Source organism: Geobacter anodireducens, from assembly GCA_001628815.1.
Taxonomy (GTDB): domain Bacteria; phylum Desulfobacterota; class Desulfuromonadia; order Geobacterales; family Geobacteraceae; genus Geobacter; species Geobacter anodireducens.
The window spans coordinates 2,498,310-2,522,292 of record CP014963.1 but is presented as its reverse complement, the minus strand read 5'-3'; the positions used below and the strand labels follow the sequence as shown (position 1 = coordinate 2,522,292).

Below are 23,983 nucleotides of genomic sequence, written 5' to 3'. Positions count from 1 at the left end.
CAAGGAGGTGTCAGCTTTTTATTCCGATACGGTTATTACGCTCACGGCGGCACGACACTTGTAATCTGATTGGCAGGAGCTCGCACTGCATGACGTCATGATATCGGGGAGGGTGTCCAATGGGCAGGGAGAGCAAAGGTACGCGGCAGCGGAATGTGATGCGGTTGGTGAGCCAACCGGACCCGGATGCAACGGCGCCGTTCGCCTCGTTCGTCCCTGGCGGCCGCCCGGCTCCTCCCGCCGCGGACGACGATGCCCGGCCAGTGCCCGGTCCGCCGGCCGAATGGACCGTGCGCCACTACATACGCAAGAAGAAAGAACAGCGTTTTCCCTCCACCGGCGGGCAACAGCGCTGCTTTTCCGGGTTTGATGCCGTGTGCGGCATGAAGGACGGGGTGCCGGAACGGCCGACGGTCGTTCTGATCATCGAAGACGACCGGCAGGTGCGCCGCCTTGCCGGGGAGGTGCTGAAGGAGGCCGGATTCGTGGTGGTGGAGGCGTGTGACGGCCGGGAAGGCGTGGTCCAGTTCGGCAGGGTCAGGCCCGATGTGGTGCTGCTCGACGTGATCCTTCCCTACATGAATGGCATGACCGTGTGCAGGGTCCTGCGGGAGATGCCCGGGGGCGAGCGGGTCCCCGTCGTGATGATGACGGCCCTGGGCGATTCGGATGCGGTCCGGGAGGCGTTCGATGCGGGAGCCACCTTTTTCGTCCAGAAGCCGATCAACGTCTCAACCCTCCCCGAACACCTCACCTACCTCGTCAGATCAAGCCGTGTCCTTCAGGAACTCCATGAAAGCGAAGCGCAAAACCGGGCACTGCTGAACGCAATTCCGGACATGATGCTCCATGTCTGCCGCGAGGGGACCATCCTCGATTTCCGCGCCGGCAATGGGTGCGCCTATGCGGCGTTCGGGGGAAATCTCCGCGGCAGGACCATCGCGGATCTCCTCCCCCCGGGTGCGGCAGCCCAGTTCATGGCCCAGATCGGGCACACCCTTGCCACGGGAACCATGATGGTCTGTGAGTATGAGCTGGAGGGCCCCGGCGGCCTCAATACCCACGAGGCCAGGATCGTCGCCAACGGCACCGGCACGGTGCTCGCCATCGTGCGCGACGTGACGGAGCGGCGTCAGTCGGAGGAAATGATCCGCTACCTGGCCCATCATGACAGCCTCACGGGACTGCCCAACCGGATATTCTTCGGCGAGATGCTGGAGCTCGTCCTGTCCCGCGCCCGGCGCGACGGCAAGCAGGTTGCCATTCTCTTCGTGGATCTTGACGACTTCAAGCTCATCAACGACACCCTCGGCCACGCCGCCGGCGACCACCTGCTGCGGGAAGCGGCCCAGCGCCTCAAGGGGTGTGTCCGGGACAGCGACTGCGTGGCCAGCGGGGCAGGGAGCGACCTGTGCGGCACTATCGCCCGCTTCGGCGGCGACGAGTTCATCCTGTCGCTGGGGAACCTGGACTCCGTCGACGATGTGGTTGCGGTGACGCAGCGGATTACCAACGAGTTTTCCCGGGAGTTCCGGATCGACGGCCATGAGATCTTCGTCTCGGTGAGCATCGGCATCTCCATGTATCCCGACGACGCCGAAGATACCGGCTCTCTGGTCAGGAACGCCGACATGGCCATGTTTGCCGCAAAGGAAGAAGGGGGGCCGTCGTTCCGCTTCTTCACCCGGGGCATGAACGAAGCCGCCCAGCAGCGTCTCGCCATTGAACTCAGCCTGCGCAAGGCCCTGGAGCGGGGTGAGATCTTCGTCCACTACCAGCCCAAGGTGGACCTGTCCTGTGGTGAGATTACCGGTTTCGAGGCCCTGGCCCGCTGGCGCCACCCGGAGCTGGGGCTGATTCCCCCCGAGACCTTCATCCCCCTGGCGGAAAAGAACGGTCTGATTGTCCGGATCGGCGAGTGGGTGCTGAGAACCGCCTGTACCCAGGCCAGGGTGTGGATCGACGAGGGCTTTTCCGATCTGTGCATGGCCATCAACCTCTCAAGCCACCAGTTCACCAGCGGCAGCCTCACCTCTCTGGTCAAAGAGGTCCTTGACGAGACGGAACTGCCCCCCTCCTGTCTCGAATTCGAGATTACCGAGGGCATCCTCATGGAACGGACCGACAAAACCATGCGGACCCTCTCCGAGCTGCGGGACATGGGGGTCAGGATCTCCATCGACGATTTCGGCACCGGTTACTCCTCGCTGGGCTATCTCAAGCGCTTTCCCGTGAACACGGTCAAGATCGACCGCTCGTTCGTGCGGGAAATCGATTCGCCCCACGAGGACGCGGCGATCATCAAGGCCATCATTGCCGTGGCGCGCAACCTGAATCTCCAGGTGGTGGCCGAGGGGGTCGAAAGCCATAGCCAGACTGAATTCCTCCTGGCCCATGGCTGCAACGAGGCCCAGGGGTTCCTCTTCGGCAAGCCGGTGGCCCCCGATGAGGCGAGCCTGATGCTCCGGGCCGGTAGATGGCGCGACGCGCCCGCGCGTGCCATGGCGCGGGGGCGATGATGCCGGCACGCCGGCTGAACTGCTGAACATTATGAAAGGAAGGGGAACGATGGGGCTGCGGCAGACGCAGCCTTTTTTTCTGTCAAACAGCCAACCATGACAAAAAAATGTTTCCGGTCCGGAGAGAGGTTGAAAAAAATCTAAATTCACCGATACTTATGACCGATACGGTATAGTATGATCACTCAATTGCGGATGAAACATGTTATGGATGAATGTCCCCTGGAAAATGCGCCTCCTCTGATCCTCGTGGTGGACGATGATGCGGTGACCCGCAAGATGTTGCGCAATCTCTTCACGCTTTCGGGCTACCGCGTGGCCGATGCGGAGGACGGTGCCCGGGCGGTCGAGATGTATCGCGAGCACTCGCCGGATCTGGTCCTCCTCGACATCATGATGCCGGTCATGGATGGGTATGGTGCCTGTGCGGCGATCCGCGGCCTGCCGGGCGGCGAGCATGTCCCGATCATCATCATGACCGCCCTGGACGACGTGAGTTCCATCGGCCGCGCCTTTGACGCCGGGGCCACCGATTTCATCGAAAAGCCCGTGAACTGGATGCTCCTCAACCACCGCCTCCCCTACCTGCTGCGGGCACGGGACGCCTTTGTCTCCCTCCAGCGCAGCGAGGCCACCAGCCGTCTGCTTTCGGGCGAGCTGATGGCGCTCCTGAACTCCATCAACGACAGCCTTGTCCTCTTTTCCACCGACCTGAAACTGCTCTGGGCCAACCGGAGCGCGGAGCACCTCTACGGGGATTACGTCGAGCGGCTCACGGGTCAGGAGTTCGTCTCCCTCAAGGGGGCGCGGGGCATACCGTCGGACGCCTTTGCCGTGCGCACGTCGCTCGGCTCGGGCGAGCCCTTCTACGAGCGCGTATCATCCGCCGGCGGCAAGATATGGGACATGAGATACTTTCCCGTGCGCGGCGAAGACGGCACCGTGCGCGGCATCATCGAACTGGCCTCGGACATGACGGAGATGGTCTCCCTCCAGGCAGAGGCCCTCCGGTCGGGGCAACTGGCCGCCTTGGGCGAACTGGCGGCCGGCGTGGCCCACGAGATCAACAACCCCATCAACGGAATCATCAACTATGCGCAACTGCTGGTGAACTGGCTGCCGTCCGCCTGCAAGGAGCGCGATATCGCCGAGCGGATCATCCGGGAGGGGGATCGGGTGGCGGGAATCGTCCGGGGGCTTCTCTTCTTTGCCCGGGAGGGCATGGGCGCTCGTCTGCCCTGCAACGTCGCCGAGGTGCTGACCGATACGCTCACCCTCACCGAGGCCCAGATCCGCAAGGACGGCATCACCCTCAAGGTCGGGGTGCCGGCGGACCTGGGCCGCGTGAGGGCCAGCCATCAGCAGCTCCAGCAGGTCTTCCTCAACATCATCAGCAACGCCCGCTATGCCCTCAACGAGAAGTTCCGCGGCTTCCATTCCGCCAAGATCCTGGAAATTCGGGGCGAACGCGTGCTCATCGACGACCGCCCGTACATCCGGATCGGCTTCAAAGACACCGGCACCGGCATCCCGGACGCCATCAAGGACAAGGTGATGACGCCGTTCTTTTCCACCAAGCCCACCTGCAAGGGGACGGGCCTGGGGCTCAGCATCAGCCAGAACATCGTCCGCGACCACGAGGGCAGGCTCTCCATCGAGAGCCGCGAAGGGGAATTCACCCTGGTGAGCATTGACCTTCCCTCCGAGGAGGTGCTATGACATACAGCATTCTCGTGGTAGACGACGAGGAGAGCCTCCGCTATACTTTCCGCTGCTTCCTGGAGCACCAGGGCTACGAGGTGGCGGTGGCATCGAACTACGAAGAAGCCCTGGCGGCCCTGCCCGCAGGGTTCGATCTCGTCTTTGCCGATATCGTCCTCGACGGCTGGACCGGCGTCGATCTGCTGCGCGAGGCACGGTTGCGCGGGTTCGACGTCCCCTTCGTCATGGTGACCGGCTATCCCCACATCGATACCGCCTCTGAAGCGCTCAGGCTCGGCGCCTACGACTACATTCCCAAGCCGGTGAAGCAGGAGACCGTTGTCCGGGTCGCCCGCATGGCGATCCGCCACCACCTGGTCTCCAGGGAGAAGGACCAGTACCGCTCCAACCTGGAGGCGATCTTCCGCAGCGTCAAGGATGCCATCGTCACCGTTGACCGGGGAATGCGGCTCATCGCCTGTAACACTGCCGCCGCCACCCTCTGCGGTATCACGAAGGGCAAGGTCGAGGCTCAAGAGCTCTTCTGCCCCGAAGATTGCCAGCACCAGTGCCTGAAACTTCTGGAAGAGACCCTCGTCAAACGCCGGCCCATCGAAGGGCAGCGATTCGTCTGCCGCAGGCAGGGGCAGCCCGATCGTGTGATCGCCGCCGCCACGTCGCCCCTGCTGGATCAACTGGAAGGTTTCGACGGAGCGGTCCTCGTGGCCCGGGACGAAACCCGTCTCGACCACCTGGAGCGCCGGGCCTCGGGGCGCCGTTCGCACCTGTCGCTGGTCGGCGGCAGCGCGTCGATGCAGCGGCTCTATGCGCTGCTGGAGGCCCTGTCGGACGTGGATACCACCGTCCTCATCACCGGTGAGAGCGGAACCGGCAAGGAACTGGCCGCGGATGCCCTCCACCGGGGTGGGCGCCGTGCAGACAAGCCCTTTGTGGCGGTCAACTGCGCCGCACTTCCCGAAACTCTTTTGGAGAGCGAGCTGTTCGGCCATGTGAAGGGGGCGTTCACCGGCGCGCTCAGGGACAAGGACGGGCGCTTCCAGAAGGCCGATGGCGGAACGATTTTCCTGGACGAGATAGGGGACGTATCGCCCGCCATGCAGTTGAGGCTGCTGCGGGTGCTTCAGGAGAAGGTGTTCGAACGGGTCGGCGATGCGACACCGATACGGGTCGACGTGCGGATCGTGGCGGCCACCAACCGCGACCTGGCGCAATTGGTGCGCGAAGGGCGGTTCCGGGAGGACCTCTATTACCGGCTCAAGGTCGTGCACCTGGAACTCCCCCCCCTCCGGGAGCGCAAAGAGGATATCTCCCCGCTGGTGGAGCACTTTCTCGGGCGCCTGACCGCCCGCTTCGAGAGGAACCCCCTCACCATCTCCCAGGAGGCGCTGGACACGCTGATGTCCCATCCTTGGCCCGGCAACGTGCGCGAACTCGAACACGTTCTGGAGCATGCGGCGATCCTGTGCCAAGGGCACGTCATCCTGCCCGATCACCTGCCCGCCGACCTGGCTCCGGCCGCCCCGCGTCTTCCGGCACCCCGGGCGGCCAGGGTAACGGACGAAGCAGCCCTGATCCGCGATGCCCTCGTCCGGGCAGGCGGCAACAAGACCAAGGCCGCGAAGCTCCTCGGCATGAGCCGCCGGACCATTTACCGCAAGCTGGATGAGCACGCAATCAAATGAGCTGGTGAGCCGGATCGCCGGCGGCTCCGGGCAGCAGAACGCCACCACCGACCAGATCACCATGAACCTCCAGCAGGTCTCGGACGCGATCGACGCGTCCTCCCGCGGTTCGGAGGAGGCCGCCACTGCGGCCCACCCCCTCTCGGCGTTCTCCGAAAATCTCCGGGACATCGCGGGCCGGTTCCGCGCGGCATGGCGGAGGGCCGGCGAAAGGCGCCGACCTTTGCAGTACAAATAGAGAAGGGAGAATTTGATGGTTGTATGGAAGGATGAGTACCTGATCGGGGTCGAGCAAGTGGACCGGCAGCACCGCGAGCTCTTCGACCGGTTCCATCGGCTCATGGATGCCCTCACGGGAGGGACCGCAAGGCACGAGTTGCAGGAAACAATAGTATTCCTCGAATCATACGCCGAGGAGCATTTTTGCGAGGAAGAAACCTTGCTGCGGGAATGCCACTATCCCGACGCCGATTCCCATCGCACGGCCCACGAGACGTTCCGGCAACAGCTCTGCGGCTTCAGGGAATCGCTCGCTGAGCAGGGGGCAACCAACCTGCTGGTGATCGAAACCGTCCGGGCCCTGTTCCAGTGGCTCGTGGACCATGTCTGCGGCATGGACAGGGCGTTCGTGTCCTATCTTCAGCAGAGGGTGAAGTAAAAGGTGGCCCCCTGTCCCACCTCTCCTTCCGCCCAGACCTTCCCGCCGTGGCGCTGGACGATCCGCGCCACCGTGGCGAGGCCGATGCCGTGCCCTTCGAAATCGTCGGTGTGATGGAGCCTCTGGAACGGCGCGAAGAGCCGTTCCGCCAGTTCCATGTCAAAGCCGGCCCCGTTGTCGCGAACAAAGTAGGTTGCGGCGCCGCTTCTGCCGGTCACGCCGAACTCGATGCGGGCATCAGCGCGCTTGCTGCTGTATTTCCATGCATTTCCCACCAGGTTGTCCAGTACGACATGGAGTAGCCCCGCGTCCCCCCGGGCCGTCACCCCTTCGGTCAGATGGAAGCTGACCCTGCGCTCCGGCTCGCCCATCCTCAGGGTTTCGGCTATCTGACGGGCCATGGTGCTCAGGTTTACCGTTTCGGGCTTCATGGCACAGCGCGTGATCCGGGAGAAGTTGAGCAGGGTTCCGATGAGATGGTCCATGTTGCGCGTTTCGTCGTAAATGCTGCGGACGAAATCGCGGCATTGATCTTCCAGTTGACCGCCGTACAACTCCAGAATGAGCTGGGAGAACCCGTTGATGTTGGTGAGGGGGCGGCGCAGGTCGTGGGATACCGAGTAGTTGAACGCCTCCAGTTCCTCGTTGGCGGCCTCCAGTTCGCGGTTTACCGCTTCCAGTTGCTCGACGCTCGCCTCCAGTTCGCAGTTGGTTTCCTCCAGCACCTCCGCCCGGGCCTCCAATTCCTTGTTGAGGATGACGACCTGCTGCTCGGCCCGCTTGCGGGCGGTAATGTTCCGGACAAGGCTCAGCAGGCACTGCTCGCCGTTCAGTTCGATAATGACGCCCGAGTAGAGTCCGATGATCGTTTCACCGTTCCTGTTGCGGAACACGATTTCCCGGTCGTGGACCGAGCCCTGCCCGGTAACCTCGCGCAGCACATCTTCGCGCTCGGCTTTGTCAATCCAGATGCCGAGATCGTACGATGTGCGGCCGAGCACCTCTTCCTTCCGCCAGCCAAGGGCCTTTTCGAACGCCCCGTTCACCTCCAGATACCGTCCGTCGGCAAGGGATGCGATGATCATGATGGTGGGCGCGGTGTTGAAGGCCTTGGCAAAGCGTTCCTCCGAAGCGCGGAGTTCGGCTTCGGCCCGCTTGCGGGTGGTGATGTCCTGGAAAAAGACCGAGAGCCCGTCCCGCGAGGGGTAGGCGTGAACTTCGAACCAGCGGGCGAGGGGAGAGTAGTACTCCTCGAACGTGGCGGTCGCTCCGCTCGCCACGGCGCGGCGGTACTCCACGTCAAACCTGGTGCCCGAGGCATCTGCGAATTCCTCCCAGATACTCTTCCCCAGCAGGTCTCCCCTGGTGCGCCCGAGCAGCCGTTCCGCCTCCCCGTTCAGGTAGGTGAAGCACCATGAGTGATCCAGTGAAAAGAATGCATCGGTAATGCTTTCGAGGATGGCGGAGATGCGCTGGTGGGACTCCCGCACGGCCTCTTCCCGTTCCGCCAGTTCCCGGAACAGGATGTCGTAGGGGCGGGTCAGGGCCGTTTCGACCAGTCCCCGGTAGATGAGCAGCACGGCCGCTGCCTTGAACAGGTGGCCGACCAGGTTGCTCAGGCCGAAGACGTCGATGTAGAAGGTGAAGGCCAGTTCGGCTCCCACCATGAGGGCGAGGGCCCCTGACAGATAATTGGCGACCCGGCGGTCGAAAGCCCTGCGCTTGAGCCTCAACAGGGCCAGGGCTGCCACGAAGGTTGCGGAAATGATGTATTCGCTGACTTTTTTGAATGGGGTGAGGCCGACCCCCTCCACAAAGCAGACGGGAAAGGCCTGCCAGGCGAAGATGGCGGCGAGCGTCAGCGAGGTGACGGCCAGGTATGCGGCCAGCAGGGTGTGCGGCAGAAGCCGGCGGCCGATGAAAAAGGGGGCCAGCAGGAACGAGGCGCTCTGCAGGTAGCGTCCTGCTATCCAGAGTTGGGTGGGGAGATTGGCGTCGAAGCCGGGGAAGAGCCCCATGCCCTTGTAGGCGAGGGTGTGCAGCAGGTCGATGCCGCCGACGCAGAGGTGGGCGATGCCGATGGCCAGCAGATACCCGTTGGCTGCAAAGCGGCGCGAGTTCCAGGCAATGACGAATATCCCGCCCGAAATGACCACGGAGAAGAGCTCAACCAGCACATGGAACAGAATGAAGCTGTAAAAGCTCGTCAGGTAGAGCCCGGCAAGGATTCCCGTCCCTATGACCAGCAACGGCAAGGTTTCGGACGTGTTCCTGTTTTCGGTCATGGAGATTTCCATAGTTGCTTGATGCTTTTTTGTTGCCAAAGTGTTTAGTGGGTGGCGTAGGGGAAGTATACCGGCTCCATGTCGTGCCGCGCAAGCCAGGAAATCCCTGAGGAGGCGAAACAACCCGCACAGTTCACGGTTGCGCGGGCGCGGCGGGGCAGGTATCATTAGAGCTTGTTCGCAGGCAACGGTCTGCGGGGGCGCAGACGGCGCGCCACCAGTCCCCGCGTCACGGCGCCGGTTGCGGAGACGCCCCCTTCTACAGCCTCCGGAGGCCCCATGCGCTATCCCGATACGGTCAATTTCCCCTTCAACGCGGCGGTCCTCGGCGACAGCTTCGACATGCTCCATCCCGGCATCCCCGATGACGGCTCACCGGGCATCTGGGCCATTTTGCGCGGAGGTTCGCTGGTCGTTGCCGCTCAGGGCGGCCGGTTGGCGCTTCCCTGCGGGACGTTGCCGGAGGGGCTTTTTGTCGAGTCCGAGCCTGTTCTCATGGGCCGCTGGCAGGGGATGCCGGTCAGGGCCGTCCGCGTCGGCGCCCGGACGGAGCTGCCGCCGCATCTGGCTGCTGAACCATTCAACGCAGGCGGGGAGTGTCTGGATGACGTGACCCTGACCCTGGGTGGCATTGCCCAGCAGGTTCTGCACTGGGAGCGCTCCAGCACCCGTTGCCCGCGGTGCGGCGGTGCCACGGAACGCCTTGCCGGCGGATGGGGCAAGCACTGTCCCTCGTGCCGGACCGAGCACTTTCCCCACATCCATCCCTGCGCCATCATCCTTGTCAGGCGGGGAGACGAGTTCCTCCTGGTCCGCAAGCCCGAGTGGACGCCCGGGCGCTACAGCCTCGTGGCCGGCTTTCTCGATTTCGGCGAATCCCTGGAGGAGTGTGCCCGCCGCGAAGTGCGGGAAGAGGCCGGGGTTGAGATTGCCGGCATCCGCTACGTGGGGAGCCAGTGCTGGCCGTTCCCGAGCCAGCTCATGGCCGGGTTCGTGGCCGAATACGCAGGCGGCGAGATCCGGGTCGATCCCGATGAAATCGAGGATGCCAGGTGGTTCAGCGTGGACCGGATGCCCGGTTCGCTCCCACAGCACCGCAGCATTGCCCGGTGGATCATCGAGCGCTTCGCCCTCGGGGACCGGGAAACGCCGTGAAAGGCAGGGACTCGGGATTCGGGATCCGAAAAAGCATACCAGCACCGTAAGGGAGGTTTACCGTGTCATTTGTTTCCGCGCTCTGCCGCCTGGCCGTCGCCCTGTGGGTCGGCGGCGCCGCCCTGTTCACCTTTATCCTGACCCCGATCATCTTCCGTTCCGAGAGCCGCGACGCGGCCGGGCGCATCGTTGGCTATCTCTTCCCGGGCTACTTTCGCTGGGGGCTCGCCTGCGGCGCCGTGGCCCTGGTGGCGCTCCTGGTCGTCAGGGGAAAGAGCTGGATTCCGGCCGCGGCCTGATGGTGGTGATGCTTGCCGTCACGGCATTCCAGGCATTCCATGTCGAGCCGAAGGCCGCGGAGCTCAAGCGTCAGATCCCCTCCTTCGAAACCACCACCAAGGATCATCCTCTCAGGCGCGAGTTTTCGAAGCTTCACGGGATTTCAGCGGCGTGCAACCTGTCGGTGATTGCCGGCGGGGTGGTGCTGGTGATCCTGCTCTAGGGTGGAGAACGCCATGGAGATTCCCCGCCACCCCGACTCCCGCCCCCTTGCCCTGGCGGACAAGCCGCTGCTGGACGCCCTGTTCGCCGAGCTTCAGCCCCGCGTGTCCGAACTGACCTTCGCCAATCTCTACCTGTTCCGCGGGGTCCACGACTATCGCCTCACCCGGCTGGGTGACGCGCTGGTGGTGCTCGGCCGGGGCTACGGCGGCGAGGCGTACGCCCTGCCGCCCCTCTCCGGCGACGTGAAGGGGGCGCTCCGCGCGCTTCTGGCCGGCGGCCTCACCATCTATGGGGCCGATGACGCCTTTCTGGAGCGCCATGGGGCGGATGCGGACATCCAGGCCGAAGAAGACCGAGATGGCTTCGACTACCTCTATCTCCGGTCGGACCTGGCCGATCTTCCCGGCAACCGCTTCCACAAGAAGAAGAACCGGATCAACTACTTTGCCGCGCGTCACCCCTTCGAGGTGCGGGTGTTCGGGCCGGACCACCGCCAGGGATGCCTGGCGCTGCTCGACGAGTGGCGCCGGGTGCGCGATGTCGCCGGCAGCATGTCGCTGGACCCGGAAACGGCCGCTGCCGCCGAAGCGGTGACTCTGTCCGCCGAGTTGGGGCTCGAAGGGGTGGTGATTGCCGTGGCGGAGAGGGTGGGGGCCTTTGCCCTGGGAGAACGGCTCAACCGCGAGACGGCCGTCTGTCACTTCGAAAAGTCCGACCCTTTCATGGAAGGGATTTCCCAACTGGTGAACCGGGAGTTCTGTCGCCTCTTCACCGACTGCACCTTCGTGAACCGCGAGCAGGACCTGGGCGAGCCGGGCCTGCGCACCGCCAAGCTCTCCTACCACCCGGTGGAACTGGTGCGCAAATTCCGGTTGCGGAAAACCCCGGCGCCATGAACGATCAGGTCCGCCTTCACTACGAGACCTGGGTCTACCCCCGCTATCCGCTCGCTGCGTCGGTGCGACGGAGCGACACCTATGCCCTGAACCTCGACGCCCTCTACGCCCGCTTCAACGGCACGCTGCCGCCGGCTGCGGCCCGCCGCATCCTCCTTGCCGGCTGCGGCAGCTTTTCCCCGTACCCCACGGCAGTGGCAAACCCCGGCGTGCCGGTCACCGCCCTGGACCTCTCCGCCGCGAATCTCAGGCGGGCCCGGCTCCACGCCTGGATGCACGGCAGGTTCGGCATTTCCTTCGAACAGGGAGACCTGATGGACCCGGCCGCGGCCCAGGGGGGGTACGGCTTCATCGATTCCTTCGGCGTTATCCACCACCTGGCAGACCCCCTGGAGGGACTGCGGGCCCTGGAGCGGCGGCTGGCGCCGGGAGGGATCCTCCGGCTCATGGTGTACAGCCGGGGCGCCCGGCGGGTGGTGGAATCGGCCCGCCGGGCCCTGCGCCTCGCCGGCGTACGGGACATGGCGCGGCTCAAGGCTCTCCTGCGCCGTTCCCCGCCCGGGTCGAGACTCGGCCATGCCGTGGAGGCCTCGGGCGAAGGGGGAGGGGACGCGGGGCTTGCCGACGCCCTGCTTCATCCCCGGGCTTGTGCCTATGGCATCGACGGGCTCATGGCCATGGTGGGGGAGACCGGCCTGGTGCCGCTCCGTTTCGCCCACTCCCGCGCCCTTGCCGAGCCGGCGGCCGAGGTGGCGCGCCTGCGCGGGCTGGAGCAGGCCGGCGGACCGGTGCCCAACTTCGTCCTCTACCTGGGGCGCGACCCCCGGGGCGGCTGCGGCCTCGCCCCGGACGCGCTCCTGATGCTCAATCCTGCCCTCCGGCACGATGTGGGCGCTCTCCGTCTCGCGCCGCTGGCCGTACCTCCCCGTCTCGGCATCGAGAATCCCGTGCTCGGCTTTGCCGACCGGCGGTTTTTGAGGCGCTTCCGCACACCGGTACCGGTGAGCGCGTTGACTCCGGCAGACCGGGAGCGTGTTGGTGCCTTCCTTGATGCGCTGTTCGTCATCCCGTTCCGGTAGCGGCTCCTTAACAGTTGACACGGACAGCGCGGGCAGGTATGTAATGGCTTTCAGGAGGCCCCCCGAACCCATGGCAGCGGGGCCGATTTACACGCCACAAGGAGCCACCCATGACCAACCTCTGTCCCTGCGGTAGCGGCAAAAGCTTTGGCGAGTGCTGTGAGCCCCTCGTCACGGGGGCGCGCGCCGCCCTTACCGCCGAAGAGCTGATGCGTTCGCGCTACACCGCTTATACCCGTGCGGAGATAGGCTATATCCACGACACGACGCATCCGGACCACCGGGCCGATTTCGACGAGAAGGGAACCCGCGAGTGGGCCGAATCATCCCGATGGGAGGGGCTCGAAATCGTTGCCACCGCGGGCGGAGGCCCCGCCGACGCCGAGGGCCGGGTGGAGTTCATCGCCCGTTACCGCGACGCCGGAGGACGCCGCACCCACCACGAACTGGCCGAGTTCCGCAAAGTCGATGATGCCTGGTATTTTACCGACGGCTATGGGATCAAGCCCCAGCCCGCCGTGAGCGCCAAGGTGGGGCGCAATGACCCGTGCACCTGCGGCAGCGGCAAGAAGTATAAAAAGTGCTGCGGCGTCTGATCTTGTCAGCCGTCTGACCGTGACCGCGGCGCTCTTTCGGCGCCGCGGTTTTTTTGCTTCGACATCACCCCCTGAAGGCCCGCTCCACCTCCTCCCGCAGCAGCGACTCCCTCCCCGTGTAACGGGGTGAAAAGTGGAACGGAACCACCCGCGCAACGCCCGCATCCCTGCCCAGTTCGCCTGCAACGCGGGCGGTCAGGTGGCACCGGTCGCCGGCGCGCTCCCGCTCCTCATCCAGGAAGGGGGCCTCTATGAAGAGGTAATCGGCGCCGGCCGCCAGCTCCACGATGCGCCGCCGGTTTTCGGGGGTCGGTGCTGCGTCCGTGACGTAGACGATCTTCTGCCCGGCCACGGTTTTGGTGAAGCGCTCCCGCAGTTCGCCGAGAGAAAACCGCGTCCCGCGTTCTTGTCCCTCTTCCCGCCACCAGACCGTGAAGGGTTCCCCGTCGTCCCTGCCGCCCAGGATCGCCCGTTTGAGTTCCGCCAGCCACGGTCCCGTCGGCAGTCCCGCCTCCCGCAGGCGGTTCTTGAGGATGTGCACGTGGTTTTTCTCTTCCAGGGCAAAGGCGAGACAGGGGATGCCATGGTCGAGGAAGACGCTCCTGACCCGGAACGCCTCTTCATCCAGAAGCACTCCGCCGTGGACGTGATCCCGCTGCTCGTTCTCCCGCGAGAACGCCGCACGGCAATGAAACTCCGCACTGTGGATGCTTCCGTCCGGATGGAGTTCGGCTGCAGCAACGGTGAAGTCGGTGGGGAAGGTCCCCACCAGGTTCCAGGTGTATCCCCCCAGTCGCGCTGTCACCCGGTCGACGAATCCCGGCGGTCCAACCAGGTGAAGCCGTTTCTCCCGGCCGAGGCAGAGCCTCACCACCCGGTCGAAGCCTATGAAGTGGTCCACATGGGTGTGGGAGACGAAGATGTGGGAGAGGCGGAGCACCTTTCGGGGTGGCAGCGGAGCCGTGTCGCCCAGGTCGAACAGGACCGCCCGCCGCTCGAACAGGAAATCGACGTAGAGGCCCGGGTCCTCGAACGGGCAATTCACGAGATGGGGGTGGAAGAGTGGTGGCATCATAGGTCTCCCATGGCCTTCTACAGGGAAGTGTATCACGCCTCGCGTTATGGGTATTGTCCTTGCATCAAAAAATCAACGTATTGTGATCTTTGGTTGTACAGTGGCGCAACTGGTGGAATGTCGATGCTGTTTGAGAGATGACTCCCCGCAGGGACGCGAGGTCTTGTCCGTGAAAACAATGAATGTCCCGCTGAAAAACGGTACCGAATCGATCATTGTCACGGCCCTGATGGCGCTTACGGCCTTCTGGTTCGTCGATGCGGTGATCGATGCCGTCATCCCCCAGGTGGAATGCGAGTGTGGCCACCTTCACGTGCCGGCCTTGCTTGCCTCCCTGTTCCACCTGATCCCCCTCATTGCCCAACTGCTGCTCATTATCTTCGTCCGCAGGCTGTTCAGGGAGCGCCGGCTGCTGGTCCGGGAGCTGGAAGCGGCGGCAGCCGCTGCCCTGGACGAAAAGGCCAGGACCGATGCCGTCATTGCCGCGGTGGGCGACGGGGTCTGCATGCTTGACCGGGATTTCCGCATCGTCTACCAGAACCGGGCCCATGAGCGCCTCATCGGCGAGCATGGGGGGGAGCTCTGCTCCGAGGCATACGGCGAAGACCCGGACACCTGCGGCGACTGCCCCATGGCCCGCACCATGGAGACGGGCGAAGTGCGTGCGGGGACCCGCCGGCTCACCAGCAGGGGGGAGACACGTTTCCTGGAGATCACCTTCTCTCCCGTGCGCAATGCCTCCGGCGAAATTGTCGCCGGCGTCGAAGTGGTGCGCGACGTGACCGAACGCAGGCACAACGAGGAGGAAATCAGGTCCCTCAATGCCACCCTGGAGCGCCGCGCCAGGGACCTGGCGGCCAACAACCGGGAGCTGGAGGCGTTCAGCCATTCCCTCTCCCACGACCTGAGCGCTCCGCTCACCAAGATATCCTGTGCCGTGGAGGCGCTTCGGGAATTATACGGTGAGCGGATGGGCGACGAGGGGCGGTTTCTGTTGTCATGCATCAGCGAGGGAGGGGTCCAGATGGAGGACCTCATGGATGCCCTGCTGGTTCTGAGCCGGGTTTCGCGCAAGGAGCTCCGTCGCGAGACGGTGGACATGGGCGCCATGGTCAGCCAGCTCGCCCTGGACCTGCGCCGGTCAGACCCGGCCCGCCGGGTCGATTTCGTCATTTCCCCCGAGCTGACGGCCGAGGGAGATCCCTCCCTGCTCCGCGTGGCCTTGCAGAATCTGCTGTCCAATGCCTGGAAATTCACCCGTAACGTGGATGGCGGACGGATCGAATTCGGCTCCATCGACCGCAACGGCGAACGCGTCTTTTATCTCCGCGACAACGGCGCCGGTTTTGACATGGGAGCGGTGGGACGGATCTTCGAGGTGTTCCAGCGGCTCCACGACGAGGGACTGTTCCCGGGCACCGGCGTGGGGCTCGCCACCGTACAGCGGGTCATCGAGCGGCACGGCGGCACCGTAACCGCCCATGGCGTGCAGGGCCACGGGGCCACCTTCACCTTCACCCTGCCGTAACCGGCGGTTCCGCGTCCACGGGAGACACCGCCCGCCGGTCCCCATGACCGCATACATTTTATGTGTGCGAATCGGGCGGTCGTGGCAGTGTCTCGTTTGGTCAGTCGCTGCCCGTAACTCTCACCAGAACCCCAGATCAGGGTTGAAACGGAAAGGATGCGGTCATGGCCGAGAAACGGAAGGCGGGAAGAGTCAAAAGGCGCCTGTCGCTCAGGTTCGGAACCGATACCCCCAGCCGGCTCGCTTTTACCGAAGATGTCTCGGCCCGCGGCCTTTTCGTCAAGACCACCAACCTCTGCCCGCCGGGTACCCTCATTCAGATCGAACTGGAATTGCCCGATGGCGATCCGGTCTTCCTGGAAGGGATGGTCAGGTGGTCCAAAAAGGTTCCTCCCCAGGTCATTCATCTCGTCAGGAAGAGCGGCATGGGAGTCAGGATCATCCGGTTCATAGCCGGCGAGGAGCGCTACCGGCGCTTTGTCGACGGACTCCGCCGCACCCCTTAGCCATACTCATCTGATGCAGAACTACTGCGCAGGCCATCTGCCGCGTTGCGCGGTGCCCGCACCCTCGCCCTTCTCCTCTTCTTGTTCGATGAATTCCCGCATCAGTTCGTAGGTCCTGAGTGGCTGCTCCTCGTGGGGATTGTGACCGCAGGTGCCGATGACGGCCAGTCGCGCCGACGGCAGGTCCTCAGCCAGGCGGCGGCCCTGGGCCGGCCGGACGATGCGGTCGTTTTCTCCCCAGATGATGAGGGCGGGAATGTCTATCGCCCCATACCGCTGAATGACGGTTGAGGCATCGGTCCGGGAAAGCTCCCGCACGGTCCGGATCAGCACCCGCGCTATCCCCCTTCTGCCGAAACAGGTTTCATACCGCAGGATGCGTTCCGCCGTGATGGCGGCTGGGTCCTCGAACACCGCGCGGAGGGTGGCCTTGACGATCAGGCGTACCGGGATCAGGGCCATGCCGAGCCGGGCGAGCACCGGTACCCGGAGCAGCCGCATGAAGCGGGGAAGCCGCTGGGGGTAAGCGGCACAGTCCAGGAGCACCAGCCGGCCGATCAGTCCGTCGTCACCCCGCTCACCCGCCCGGAGGGCAACCAGCAACGCGATGCCGCCGCCGAGGGAATGCCCAGCGAGCACTACCTGCCGAAGCCCCTGTGCCTTTATGAAGGCCGTGACCACGGCGGCCTGCTCTTCAAGGGAATACGATCCGCACCGCGGCTTGGACGAAAAGCCGAACCCCTTCAGGTCAATCAGGTAGAGGGTGAAGCGGTCGGGGGGGAAGAGCGGGGCCAGGTCGTCCCAGGTGGTCAGGGCCGCGGCAAAGCCGTGGATGAAGACCACGTGCACCGGGCCGCAGCCGTGGGTACGATAGTGAATGAGGGTGTCGGGGGAATGGGCGAAACAGGAACCGGAAGCAGTGCTGGCCATGGCCGCGGATCAGCCGGCGCGCTGGCTGTCGGCCCGGTCCTCCGTGCCGGGGCAGGGGGCGGCGCTGTCCTGGCCGATGCCGGACATGATGTGGAAAATGCCACAGGTGGCATAGGGTTTCCCGTCCCGGAAATTGCACGATACGGAGCCGGTGACCGGCACGGTCCGGCCGTGTTTTGTCACGAAGGAGAAGGAGACCGGCCCCGAACGCGCGCCGGCCAGCAGTCTCAAGAAGATTTCCCGGCAGTGGTCCACGGACTTCGGATGGATGACGTCGAAGATGGAGAGCGTGGCGAGGTCTTCGTCCGTGTAGCCCAGGGTGGTGCGCCAAGCCCGGTTCACGTAGTTGATGGAGCCGTCGATGGCTATGCTCTGGAACAGGTCGCTGGCGTTGTCGAGGATCAGGTCGTACATCCCCTCCCGTTCGCGGAGCGTGTCGAGCACCCGCTTTTCCTCGGTTATGTCCGTGTAGAAGAGAACCACGTGGGTGATGTCGCCGAAACGGTCCTTGATGGGGGCGCCGTGGACGTTGAACCATCTTCCGACGCGGCCGCACTCGCTGCGCCGCTCGGCGCGCTTCGAGGCCATGATGCTCGCGAAAATGCAGTCGTCGGGGTGCTCCATGCGGCAGATCATCTCATCGCAGGTCTTCCCGACGGGGTTGCCGTCGTAGGCGAATATTTTCCGGGCCTGGGAATTGCTCGCCTGGATGTTCCTCGAGGTGTCCAGCACGAAAATAGCGGCGTCGGAGCAGTCGAAGATCCCCTGAATCTCGTCATGGGCCAGCTTCAGCTCGGCATTCACCTCTTTCATGTGTTCGAGAATCTGCTCGAAGGAGTTGCAGACGATGCCGATGGGATCCACTTCCAGCAGGCTGCGGTCGTCGAGCTCTTCGTGGCGCAGGGGGAGGGTGCCCATGGTGGCCAGCAGGTGGTTCGTCTTCTCCCGGATATAGGCGATCGCCTTGCGCTCCCGCTCGGCCAACTTCTCGTTTTCCCTGTGGAGCCGGCGGATCTCGTCCCTGCCGGACAGGTTGCCGAGAAATGATTTCAAGGTATCAATGATGCCCATTGCTTCAGCCCGCCCGTGAGATCGTCAGTACGTAGTATCCGTCGCGCTTTTCCACCTGGCCCCCATATCCCATGTTGCGCACCGTTTCCGGGATCGTGATGGTTGCATCCCGGTTGTCGGTCAGGAACACGAGCATGCAGTTCCCGTTTTTGAGACCGGTGCGGTGGTGGTTGATTTCCTTCAGCGCCGTCAGCAGCGTGGAGGGACATATCTGGCCGCGGATGTCGAATTCAATGGTTGTCATGGCATACACCTCTGTCGCGGGATGGTCCGGAAGCCCGTCAGGGGCCGGTCATGCAAGGCATCGGGCGATGGCTCTGCTCCCCAGCCAGGCGCCGGCCAGGAGTCCTGCCGTAAAGATAATGCTCTGCCACGCCAGAATCGGCAGTCCTCCGGCCAGGTGCCAGATGTTGCAGGAGGGGGCCATCCGTGCGGCAAGGCCCATGAGAATCCCGCCAGCCAGGGCTGCCAGGTACTGGCGGGCCGGGATGCGGTAGCGGAGGCCGAACTCCCCCAGCAGGAGCGCGGAAAGCGCGCTGCCCGCGATGATTCCGGCGATGACCGGTACCTGGACAAGCGTGATCGCGTCCATTACCGGAGCGGGCCCGCCGATGAGGGGAATGCCGCCGAGGGGCGTTGTCGCCGCTAGGTTGAGCGGCAGTGTCCGGACGTAGGAGAGCTCGGCCAGGTGTCCGGGAGCGAGCCGGTCGAGAAGCCATACTCCCGCCTTTGTGTAGGACGTGGTCACCCCCAGCGGCATGGTGGTGGCCATCACGGACAGAAGGCTGACTCCCGCCAGCACCAGCGCGGTCAGCCACGGCTGGAGGTAGCCTTCCACCTGTGCCTGGCGGGTCAGCCTGCCCTGGCGCCGCCAGCGGAGGAAGACCAGGGCGGCGCCGGTGGCCAGCGGCACCGTGAGCCAATAGGATTCGATCCCCAGGTACGCCGGGACCGTCGTTCCCAGGGCCGGCATGGCGGTGGCATCGGCCAGGCGCTTCCAGGCGGGGTGGATCTCCGCGTAGAGCCCGCTCCCCGCCACGAGTCCCGCCAGCGTAACCATGGCGGCGACGTTTCCTGCCCCGACCCGGTAGAGGGTCCCCACCACACATCCTCCCGCCAGCACCATGCCGAGGCCGAAAATGGCGCCTCCCGCGAGGTTCGATGCGGAGGGGATCTCGAAAAGGGGGAAAGGGGGCAGCGATACCAGGCCACATAAGCGTCCGGCCTCGAACAGGACCATGGCTGCCGCTGACATGAGCAGCACGGGCCGAAGCATGGTGAGGCTGCCGAAGAGGAACAGGTCGCGGAAGGCGCCCGCCATGCAGAAATCGGAGCGGTGCATGACAAATCCCGCGATCATCCCCAGCAGCAGGCCGGCCGCCACGAGAGATCCGGCGGCTCCGATCATGGCCGTCCCCCTGTCCGGGGCGGAGTGCTATCGAGTATGTACTCTTTCATGAGTATTCCTATCGGCAAAACAACGGGAAACTTGAGGAACGGGATCCGTGACTGAGCCGTGGATGCGTCAGGGATCGTTCACCACCTTGAGGCTACCCGCCGATGACGTGGCCCGTCGAATTCGCAGAGGTAGACCGACTGCCAATTGCCGAGCAGCAATTTCCCCTCCACGATGAAAATGGTGAGTGAGGTTCCCGTGAGGGTTGATTTGATGTGCGCGTCCGAATTCCCTTCCGCGTGGGTGAAGTAGGGATCGATGGGGACAAGCCGGTCGAGGAAGCTGACCATGTCGCGCTGGACCGCCGGGTCGGCCCCCTCGTTGATGGTGATTCCCGCCGTGGTGTGAAGCACGAAGAGATGGCACACGCCGTTCCGGACTCCGGCAGACCGCACCTGCTCCTGTACCGCGGACGTGATGTCGATCATGTCGGTTCGCGCTCTGCTCTTGAATTCCAGGTGCCTGATCATGGCGCCCCTCCTTTCAATCGCCCCGGGTGGCTCATCGTATCTTCAACTTTTTCAGCACTATGCCGAGATATTTGTTGACAGGATGTTCCCTGGCAAGAAAGCTCAGGACCGGTGGTTTCCTCAGCCCGAGCCTGCGCAGTTCCGATTCGATCAAGGCATTGCGCTCGTAGAGGAGTCCCTGGCGAAAGGTTCTGATGGCGTCGTCCTTGCGGCCGGCAAGGAGATGGACCTTTCCCAGGTTCAGATAGAGAACCGAGCTGTGGGGCTCGCGGCGGACCGCTTCCTCGCAGAGCCGGGTCGCATGCTCAAACTGCCGCCGCTCACGGGCAAGGCAGAAGGCGAGATAGGACCAGTTGGCAGGGGTGCTCTGCAATCTTACCACCCGCTCGAAACATTCGAGTGCTGCAGCGGTCCTGCCGCTGTCGGCGGCCTTCATCCCGCGGGCGACAAGTTCCTGAAGATCGGTTCCGGGCACGGCTTCCTCCCTGGACATAGTCTGGTATCATTATAAGTCGTTGACGACAGGAGTAAACAGTTAAGGTTGGCTCTGTGAGTTTGTCTTACCACTCTTGTCGTGCGTATGGTATACGTAAAACCGTTTTATTAATACTAAAGGGGGCGGCATGAACATTCATGAGTACCAGGCAAAGGAAATACTGAGCGCCTACGGCATCCCGGTTCCCCGGGGTCGGGTGGCCCTCACCTCAGACCAGGTGGAGCGGGCGGCCAAGGAGATGGGAGGGCATTGCGTCATCAAGGCCCAGATCTATGCCGGCGGGCGCGGCAAGGCCGGGGGCGTCAAGCTGGTCCATCATCCGGAACAGGCCCAGGATTACGGCAAGGACTTGTTCGGCCGCCGCCTCGTCACCCCGCAGACCGGACCCGAAGGGCTCAAGGTCCGCCGCATCCTGGTGGAGGAGGCCGTGGAGATCGCCCGCGAGTTCTATCTCTCCATTACCCTCGACCGTTCCACCTCCCGCTACTGCCTCATCGCTTCGGCCGAAGGGGGCGTGGACATCGAGGAGGTGGCCCAGAAGTCCCCGGACAAGATCCATGTGCTCACCATCGACCCCTACACGGGACTTCGCCCGTTCCAGGCCCGCCGCATCGCCCTGGCCCTGGGGCTTTCCGGCACCCTCTGCGAAGACTGCGTGGAGCTGATGCTCAATCTCTACAAGGTGGTTCTGGAAAAGGACTGCTCACTGGTCGAGATCAACCCCTTGGTGGTCACCCGTGCCGGCTGGCTCATGGCCATGGACGCCAAGATCAACTTCGACGACAACGCCATCTTCCGGCACCGGGAATACCCGGACATGGTGGATTACTCCCAGCTCGACACCCTGGAGATCAATGCCGGCAAGTATGACCTCTCCTACATCAAGCTCTCCGGCACTATCGGCTGCATGGTCAACGGCGCGGGGCTCGCCATGGCCACCCTCGACGTGCTCAAGGAGTTCGGCGGCGAGCCGGCCAACTTCCTGGACGTCGGCGGCGGCGCCACCCGCGAGAAGGTGGCCGAGGCCTTCAAGATCATCCTGGAGGATGCGGACGTGAAGGGGGTCTTCGTCAACATCTTCGGCGGCATCATGCGCTGCGACGTGATCGCCCAGGGGATCATCGAAGCTGCCAGCGAGGTGCACTGCACCCTGCCGATCGTGGTCCGGATGGACGGCAGCAAGGTGGCAGAAGGGAAGCAACTGCTGGTCGAATCGGGGCTCAACGTCCAGACCGCCGACTCCCTGGGCGAGGGTGCGGAACGGATCGTGGGGATGCTCGGCTGACGCGTGCGGGCGCGGGATATCCCCGCCCTCCATTTTCGGGATAAACGGAGAACATACATGTCCATACTCATCAACAGCGATTCGAAAATAGTCGTTCAGGGCATAACCGGCCGCAGCGGACTCTTCCACACCCAGCAGTGCCGGGACTACGGCACCAAGATCGTTGCCGGCGTCACCCCCGGCAAAGGGGGAATCCACATCGAAGGGATTCCGGTCTTCAACACCGTCGAGGAAGCGGTCAGGTGCACCGGAGCCAACGCGTCCATGATCTTTGTCCCGCCGCCGGCCGCGGCCGACGCCATCCTTGAGGCGGCCGACGCGGGACTGGAGCTGGCGGTCTGCATCACCGAGGGGATTCCGGTGCGCGACATGGTGCCGGTGAAGCGCATCCTCCAGGAGAGCCGGACCCGGCTCGTGGGACCGAACTGCCCCGGGGTCATCACTCCGGGCGAGTGCAAGGTGGGAATCATGCCCGGCTATATCCACAAGCCCGGCAGGATCGGCGTGGTTTCCCGCAGCGGCACCCTCACCTACGAGGCGGTCAAGCAGATCACCGAGGCGGGGCTCGGCCAGTCCACCTGCGTCGGCATCGGCGGCGACCCGATCATCGGCATGAACTTCATCGACGTGCTCAAGCTCTTCAACGAGGACAAGGATACCGAGGCGGTCTTCATGATCGGCGAGATCGGCGGCACCTCCGAGGAGGATGCGGCCTACTGGATCACGGAACACATGAAAAAACCGGTGGCATCCTTCATCGCCGGCGTCACCGCTCCTCCGGGCAAGCGGATGGGGCATGCCGGCGCCATCATTACCGGCGGCAAGGGAAAGGCCGAGGACAAAATCCGGACCCTCACCGAATGCGGGGTGGTGGTGGCCACCAGCCCCACGCGGATGGGCGTCGCCATGCTGGAGGCGTTGGGCAGGGGATAGGCTGATCCGCTACCCTGTGACAGGGCCGTAACCCTCCTGGGGGTTACGGCCTTTTTTCAACCAGGTCATGATGCCAACGGCATGGCCCCGGCTGACGGCGCGATCCGGTCCCCTTCCTCGCAGACCGCATGGGCGCTGTGCTCGATCAGGTCGTAGAGGTGCCGGTACTTGGCCACTTCAACGGGATGTCCCGTCTTTCTGCCGTAGTACTTGCCCGGATGGGCGAAAACGTCGGTGGCCACCCGGTCGTCGTAGAGGGCGAAGTCGAACGAGCTGTTGGTGTCTCTGCCGATGGCGTCGCCCGTTGCCGGCAATTCGTCCCGATAGACGATCCTGATGTCGATGTCGTCGCGGTATTGGCCCAGGAGCACCTTCTGGATCTCGGGCTCGGCCAGCTCTTCCCGGTTGAGGACAAAGATCCTTCTGATCCTCACCCCCCGGTCCAGGCGCGCAGGTTTGCCTGGTAGAAGTTGACCAGGGCCCCCCGGGTCCAGTAGCCTGCCGTGAGCGGATCCACGGCCCGTATTTCGCGCACCGCCTGGTCGGACAGCCGTGCCCCTTCCAGATAGAATTCGTTCTCGTCGAGCGGTATGTACCCCTGCTGGAGGAGCGTGATGCTCCGCTTGGCACCGGCAATCAACTCATGGGCCTTTGCCAGACACTCGGGATCGGTGATGCTGGCCAGGGCAAAGGGTATCTCATGGGACTGATGATACTGCTCCACCAAGTGGGCACGGTTTTTTTCGATGTCCTCCCGGATCAGGTAGGTGCCCAGGGCCAGCAGGATGCCGATGCCGAAGATCACGTAGGCGGCCTGCTCGTAGTGGAGCACCAGGTGGAAAAAGATCGCAAGACCCGATCCAACCAGAAATTCTATCCATACCGCCATTTCCTGTATTTTTTTCCCCATGGTCATACTGTTGTCTCCTTGTTCGCCACCACAACAAAAAACCGGGCCGCCTGAATATCGGTATCGATAGTTCGGCGACCCGGCTGTCTCGGGGAGACCCTGTGGGCTTTCCGTCCCATCCTCGCGGATGGTTTAGTATTGTCGTGTATCTGCGGCAGGTGTTGATGCTATGTCAAAAGTGACATGACCTTAGCGTATTTCAATCCGCAAAGTCAAGTCAGGGGATA

Annotated in this window: 21 protein-coding genes, 2 pseudogenes and 1 other annotated feature; of the genes and pseudogenes, 14 read left to right on the top strand and 9 right to left on the bottom strand. The window is 63.9% G+C overall.

Going from position 1 to position 23,983, the window contains the following annotated elements:
• Positions 1–119: 119 nt before the first annotated feature.
• The 5 genes from A2G06_11605 to A2G06_11585 all read left to right on the top strand — a co-directional run bounded on the left by A2G06_11605 (position 120) and on the right by A2G06_11585 (position 6,581).
• Entirely contained in the window at positions 120–2,519 is a 2,400-nt protein-coding gene (locus tag A2G06_11605; protein ID ANA40814.1) for a diguanylate phosphodiesterase, read from the top strand.
• Positions 2,520–2,696: 177 nt separating this feature from the next.
• The gene (locus tag A2G06_11600) at positions 2,697–4,238 is read left to right on the top strand and encodes a histidine kinase (GenBank protein ID ANA40813.1); all 1,542 of its coding nucleotides are present in this window, start codon (positions 2,697–2,699) and stop codon (positions 4,236–4,238) included.
• Positions 4,235–5,923 carry a sigma-54-dependent Fis family transcriptional regulator gene (locus A2G06_11595; protein ANA40812.1) on the top strand — a complete coding sequence of 563 codons (1,689 nt, stop codon included), beginning with the start codon at positions 4,235–4,237 and terminating at the stop codon, positions 5,921–5,923. The genes A2G06_11600 and A2G06_11595 overlap by 4 nt, the downstream gene beginning before the upstream one ends.
• Before the next feature lie 4 nt (positions 5,924–5,927).
• Complete coding sequence (locus A2G06_11590; protein ANA40811.1) at positions 5,928–6,161, top strand: hypothetical protein; 234 nt, start codon at positions 5,928–5,930, stop codon at positions 6,159–6,161.
• 15 nt (positions 6,162–6,176) lie between these two features.
• On the top strand, positions 6,177–6,581 hold the full coding sequence (locus A2G06_11585; GenBank protein ID ANA40810.1) for a hemerythrin family protein: 405 nt from the start codon (positions 6,177–6,179) through the stop codon (positions 6,579–6,581).
• On the opposite strand, the gene A2G06_11580 is transcribed toward A2G06_11585, so the two are convergent.
• The gene (locus A2G06_11580) at positions 6,563–8,866 is read right to left on the bottom strand and encodes a PAS domain-containing sensor histidine kinase (protein ANA40809.1); all 2,304 of its coding nucleotides are present in this window, start codon (positions 8,864–8,866) and stop codon (positions 6,563–6,565) included. The two genes, A2G06_11585 and A2G06_11580, sit on opposite strands and share 19 nt — an antisense overlap.
• Positions 8,867–9,145: 279 nt before the next feature.
• Here A2G06_11580 and A2G06_11575 point away from each other — a divergent pair, with 279 nt between their 5' ends.
• The 5 genes and pseudogenes from A2G06_11575 (at position 9,146) to A2G06_11555 (ending at position 13,096) form a co-directional block, all read left to right on the top strand.
• Complete coding sequence (locus tag A2G06_11575; GenBank protein ID ANA40808.1) at positions 9,146–10,021, top strand: NADH pyrophosphatase; 876 nt, start codon at positions 9,146–9,148, stop codon at positions 10,019–10,021.
• Between the two features lie 62 nt (positions 10,022–10,083).
• Positions 10,084–10,523 (top strand): annotated as a pseudogene (locus A2G06_11570) (hypothetical protein).
• 13 nt (positions 10,524–10,536) lie between these two features.
• Entirely contained in the window at positions 10,537–11,421 is an 885-nt protein-coding gene (locus A2G06_11565) for a hypothetical protein (GenBank protein ID ANA40807.1), read from the top strand.
• Positions 11,418–12,500, top strand: a complete 1,083-nt coding sequence (locus tag A2G06_11560; GenBank protein ID ANA40806.1) for an SAM-dependent methyltransferase — start codon at positions 11,418–11,420, stop codon at positions 12,498–12,500. The genes A2G06_11565 and A2G06_11560 overlap by 4 nt, the downstream gene beginning before the upstream one ends.
• A gap of 110 nt (positions 12,501–12,610) precedes the next feature.
• Positions 12,611–13,096: a hypothetical protein gene (locus A2G06_11555; GenBank protein ANA40805.1), complete on the top strand. Its 486-nt coding sequence runs from the start codon at positions 12,611–12,613 to the stop codon at positions 13,094–13,096.
• Between the two features lie 64 nt (positions 13,097–13,160).
• Here A2G06_11555 and A2G06_11550 read toward each other — a convergent pair whose 3' ends face one another.
• Entirely contained in the window at positions 13,161–14,168 is a 1,008-nt protein-coding gene (locus A2G06_11550; protein ANA41670.1) for a ribonuclease Z, read from the bottom strand.
• 172 nt (positions 14,169–14,340) lie between these two features.
• On the opposite strand from A2G06_11550, the gene A2G06_11545 reads away from it, so the two are divergent.
• Both A2G06_11545 and A2G06_11540 read left to right on the top strand, forming a co-directional pair.
• Positions 14,341–15,699, top strand: coding sequence for a histidine kinase (locus A2G06_11545; protein ANA41669.1), 1,359 nt, complete (start codon positions 14,341–14,343; stop codon positions 15,697–15,699).
• Between the two features lie 164 nt (positions 15,700–15,863).
• Complete coding sequence (locus A2G06_11540; protein ID ANA40804.1) at positions 15,864–16,205, top strand: pilus assembly protein PilZ; 342 nt, start codon at positions 15,864–15,866, stop codon at positions 16,203–16,205.
• 21 nt (positions 16,206–16,226) lie between these two features.
• On the opposite strand, the gene A2G06_11535 is transcribed toward A2G06_11540, so the two are convergent.
• The 6 genes from A2G06_11535 to A2G06_11510 form a co-directional block, all read right to left on the bottom strand.
• Complete coding sequence (locus tag A2G06_11535) at positions 16,227–17,135, bottom strand: alpha/beta hydrolase (protein ID ANA40803.1); 909 nt, start codon at positions 17,133–17,135, stop codon at positions 16,227–16,229.
• Between the two features lie 9 nt (positions 17,136–17,144).
• Entirely contained in the window at positions 17,145–18,206 is a 1,062-nt protein-coding gene (locus A2G06_11530; GenBank protein ID ANA40802.1) for a histidine kinase, read from the bottom strand.
• A gap of 4 nt (positions 18,207–18,210) precedes the next feature.
• Positions 18,211–18,450: a tRNA methyltransferase gene (locus A2G06_11525; protein ANA40801.1), complete on the bottom strand. Its 240-nt coding sequence runs from the start codon at positions 18,448–18,450 to the stop codon at positions 18,211–18,213.
• A 48-nt stretch (positions 18,451–18,498) separates the two neighbouring features.
• Positions 18,499–19,614 carry a hypothetical protein gene (locus A2G06_11520; protein ID ANA40800.1) on the bottom strand — a complete coding sequence of 372 codons (1,116 nt, stop codon included), beginning with the start codon at positions 19,612–19,614 and terminating at the stop codon, positions 18,499–18,501.
• Between the two features lie 128 nt (positions 19,615–19,742).
• Entirely contained in the window at positions 19,743–20,132 is a 390-nt protein-coding gene (locus A2G06_11515; GenBank protein ID ANA40799.1) for a hypothetical protein, read from the bottom strand.
• Between the two features lie 31 nt (positions 20,133–20,163).
• On the bottom strand, positions 20,164–20,607 hold the full coding sequence (locus tag A2G06_11510) for a hypothetical protein (protein ID ANA41668.1): 444 nt from the start codon (positions 20,605–20,607) through the stop codon (positions 20,164–20,166).
• Positions 20,608–20,755: 148 nt separating this feature from the next.
• Here A2G06_11510 and sucC point away from each other — a divergent pair, with 148 nt between their 5' ends.
• A complete protein-coding gene (gene sucC, locus A2G06_11505; protein ID ANA40798.1) occupies positions 20,756–21,913 on the top strand; it encodes a succinate--CoA ligase subunit beta in 1,158 nt (385 codons plus the stop codon).
• A gap of 57 nt (positions 21,914–21,970) precedes the next feature.
• On the top strand, positions 21,971–22,846 hold the full coding sequence (locus A2G06_11500) for a succinate--CoA ligase subunit alpha (protein ANA40797.1): 876 nt from the start codon (positions 21,971–21,973) through the stop codon (positions 22,844–22,846).
• A 65-nt stretch (positions 22,847–22,911) separates the two neighbouring features.
• Here the strand turns inward: A2G06_11500 and A2G06_11495 are convergent.
• Positions 22,912–23,762: pseudogene (locus tag A2G06_11495) on the bottom strand (hypothetical protein).
• Positions 23,763–23,826: 64 nt separating this feature from the next.
• Positions 23,827–23,903: a binding site (cyclic di-GMP riboswitch class I), on the bottom strand.
• Between the last annotated feature and the right edge of the window lie 80 nt (positions 23,904–23,983).

What these genes read in the sequence shown, in the direction of transcription:
- A2G06_11605 (ANA40814.1), top strand. Translation starts at nt 120, where the DNA reads ATGGGCAGGGAGAGCAAAGGTACGCGGCAGCGGAATGTGATGCGGTTG.
- A2G06_11600 (ANA40813.1), top strand. Translation starts at nt 2,697, where the DNA reads ATGATCACTCAATTGCGGATGAAACATGTTATGGATGAATGTCCCCTG.
- A2G06_11595 (ANA40812.1), top strand. Translation starts at nt 4,235, where the DNA reads ATGACATACAGCATTCTCGTGGTAGACGACGAGGAGAGCCTCCGCTAT.
- A2G06_11585 (ANA40810.1), top strand. Translation starts at nt 6,177, where the DNA reads ATGGTTGTATGGAAGGATGAGTACCTGATCGGGGTCGAGCAAGTGGAC.
- A2G06_11580 (ANA40809.1), bottom strand. Translation starts at nt 8,866, where the DNA reads ATGACCGAAAACAGGAACACGTCCGAAACCTTGCCGTTGCTGGTCATA.
- A2G06_11575 (ANA40808.1), top strand. Translation starts at nt 9,146, where the DNA reads ATGCGCTATCCCGATACGGTCAATTTCCCCTTCAACGCGGCGGTCCTC.
- A2G06_11565 (ANA40807.1), top strand. Translation starts at nt 10,537, where the DNA reads ATGGAGATTCCCCGCCACCCCGACTCCCGCCCCCTTGCCCTGGCGGAC.
- A2G06_11560 (ANA40806.1), top strand. Translation starts at nt 11,418, where the DNA reads ATGAACGATCAGGTCCGCCTTCACTACGAGACCTGGGTCTACCCCCGC.
- A2G06_11555 (ANA40805.1), top strand. Translation starts at nt 12,611, where the DNA reads ATGACCAACCTCTGTCCCTGCGGTAGCGGCAAAAGCTTTGGCGAGTGC.
- A2G06_11550 (ANA41670.1), bottom strand. Translation starts at nt 14,168, where the DNA reads ATGCCACCACTCTTCCACCCCCATCTCGTGAATTGCCCGTTCGAGGAC.
- A2G06_11540 (ANA40804.1), top strand. Translation starts at nt 15,864, where the DNA reads ATGGCCGAGAAACGGAAGGCGGGAAGAGTCAAAAGGCGCCTGTCGCTC.
- A2G06_11535 (ANA40803.1), bottom strand. Translation starts at nt 17,135, where the DNA reads ATGGCCAGCACTGCTTCCGGTTCCTGTTTCGCCCATTCCCCCGACACC.
- A2G06_11530 (ANA40802.1), bottom strand. Translation starts at nt 18,206, where the DNA reads ATGGGCATCATTGATACCTTGAAATCATTTCTCGGCAACCTGTCCGGC.
- A2G06_11525 (ANA40801.1), bottom strand. Translation starts at nt 18,450, where the DNA reads ATGACAACCATTGAATTCGACATCCGCGGCCAGATATGTCCCTCCACG.
- A2G06_11520 (ANA40800.1), bottom strand. Translation starts at nt 19,614, where the DNA reads ATGATCGGAGCCGCCGGATCTCTCGTGGCGGCCGGCCTGCTGCTGGGG.
- A2G06_11515 (ANA40799.1), bottom strand. Translation starts at nt 20,132, where the DNA reads ATGATCAGGCACCTGGAATTCAAGAGCAGAGCGCGAACCGACATGATC.
- sucC (ANA40798.1), top strand. Translation starts at nt 20,756, where the DNA reads ATGAACATTCATGAGTACCAGGCAAAGGAAATACTGAGCGCCTACGGC.
- A2G06_11500 (ANA40797.1), top strand. Translation starts at nt 21,971, where the DNA reads ATGTCCATACTCATCAACAGCGATTCGAAAATAGTCGTTCAGGGCATA.